Genomic DNA, 2150 nt, shown 5'->3' on the forward strand with positions numbered 1-2150 from the left:
AAGCAAGTCTACATCTATAACAAGACTCAAGACTATGATGTGAAGATGTCGCAGACTGGTGAGGATCCCCATGGTATCATGATTCCTTGTGATTTCAAGTATCCAATTGAGAAAACCTGTATTAAGAATGCTTATACTACGTTTAATAGCTGGGGTGAAAATCCTGTAACGTCTACCGATTGGTATTTGACTCCAGTCGAGGGGAAAGTTATGAATGTTTCTGTAGAATAACATTCTTTATTATTAATATAACAAGCGTGTGCAATCAGTTGCACACGCTTGTTGTTCTATAATAAATGTTAATTTGAGTAGGTTTGTAGTTATTTTGTCCTTGTTTATAAGGAGAATGTTGTATCTTTGCAGAAAGTATACAATTTAATCGATTAAATATTTGATGTTATGAAGAAATTATTATCAATTGCAGTATTAGGATTAATTCTATCCGGCTGTACGAAGGGTTTTGAAGGTATGGAACCAGAGCCAACGCCAACTCCAGAACCAACCCCAACAAATAATAAGGCAACTCAAGAAGAGATTAATGCCAACGTTGCTAAAGTATTTGGAACCACCTTCAGTCCCAATCAGGATTGGAGTTCTACAACTAAGCATACTGTGACAATCACAGCAGATGCTCCAATGAGCGATATTGCTAAGGTTCAGATTCTGACAGAAGCTCCTTATTTTAATGAGGACGCAAGAGTTCTGAATGAAGCAACTGTTTCTAAGGGACAGTCTGTCTCAATCACATACGATTGCCCTGCAGAATACACAGATTTGGTAGCAGCTTGCGTTGATAGCAAGGGAATCTACTATGTAGCAGGTTTCAAGGCCGGCGACAATAGTGTCAATTTCAAGAAGGCAGCCCAGGCTCGAACAAGAGCTGCTTATGATCTTCCTGCTTTCCCAGCTACAAGCGGCTTGAAGATGAAATACAGAAATTCAGCTCTCTCATATAATGCTATTCGTGCTCAAAAGGCTGGACAGGATGGTGAAGATGCCAGCATTAATCCTTGGCTGAACAGCAATTGGGATAATGAGCGTCTCTGGATGTTTAATAATGAAGGTGGTAACAGTACTTGGAAAGTGGCAAGACAGACAATTTTCCGTGAGGTTACAATAACCGATGCGGAGAAACAAGGTCTAGAAACGATCTTGAAAGATGTTGGTGGAAAGAGTGGACGCGATAATACTCATAAACAGGTTAATTTGGAGACAATTCGCAATTCTCCATTATATCAGCTGACAAAGAACTATTTGGTTGCCGACGGAAAAGCACCAATCACATTGACGCCTGTTCAGATACAAACTACGGACTATTCTAGCGTTGCCTTGTATTATTATTATTTTAATCCAAGCGAATTGGAGGGCAAGTCAGAGGAAGAGCAACTTACTTTCCTGAAGAGCCTGCCTAAGTTCAAATGTGTTGATGGTAAGCAGACAAAGGAAGCAAGCGGCATCGCTAGCGGTAATGGTGAATTCTTTAAGGTTCATGAATATGTTCTGCCTTATTTCGGTGATGTAACGAGTAGTCCTACTGCTGATCTTGAAGTGCAGGGCTTCACCATCCCTGCGGGCTATTATGTAGGCTTTATGCTAAGAAAGAATAAGAACGACTATAAAGATACTTACATGTCAAATAACGATATTACTGGCTATAACGGAACAAACTATGCTAATAAATCATATGCTAAAATTGAAAATGGCGAGGTATATGCTGATGGTCGTTTAAACGAGCAGATTAATCAGTATCCGAAGTTTGACGAGGCTGTAAGTGATAAAGGTATGTTGCTAAATGACCCTCGTGCTGCCATTTTTGGTGCAAACCAAAAAGCCTACATGATGTTTGAAGACGGAAGTGATGTTAACTTCGTAGATATAATCGTTGAAATTAATGGTGGTCTGGATTTGGTTGACGCTGCCCAGGAGATTAACAATAATGTATATACTTTCTGCTTTGAGGACCGCAACCTAGGCGACTATGATATGAACGATGTTGTAATTAAGGCAAAGCGTTTGAATATCACTCAGGTTGAGTACTCTGTAGTTGCTTGTGGTGCTTACGATGAACTCTATCTGCGCAACATCGATGGTAAGACATTGAATACCACCACAGAGATTCACGCTCTGTTTGGTGTGGACAACCTCTCAAC

At 40.1% G+C, this 2150-nt stretch carries 1 protein-coding gene and 1 pseudogene; both read left to right on the forward strand.

Annotated features, from left to right (window positions below; all coding sequences use genetic code 11):
• Positions 1–231, forward strand: a 231-nt coding sequence (locus BUB86_RS16795) for a DUF4842 domain-containing protein (RefSeq protein WP_139261754.1), incomplete at its 5' end; no start/stop codon positions are given.
• Between the two features lie 237 nt (positions 232–468).
• Positions 469–2150 (forward strand): annotated as a pseudogene (locus tag BUB86_RS16800) (hypothetical protein); the annotation flags it as partial.

This window comes from Xylanibacter ruminicola (genome assembly GCF_900142525.1).
GTDB lineage: Bacteria > Bacteroidota > Bacteroidia > Bacteroidales > Bacteroidaceae > Prevotella > Prevotella ruminicola_A.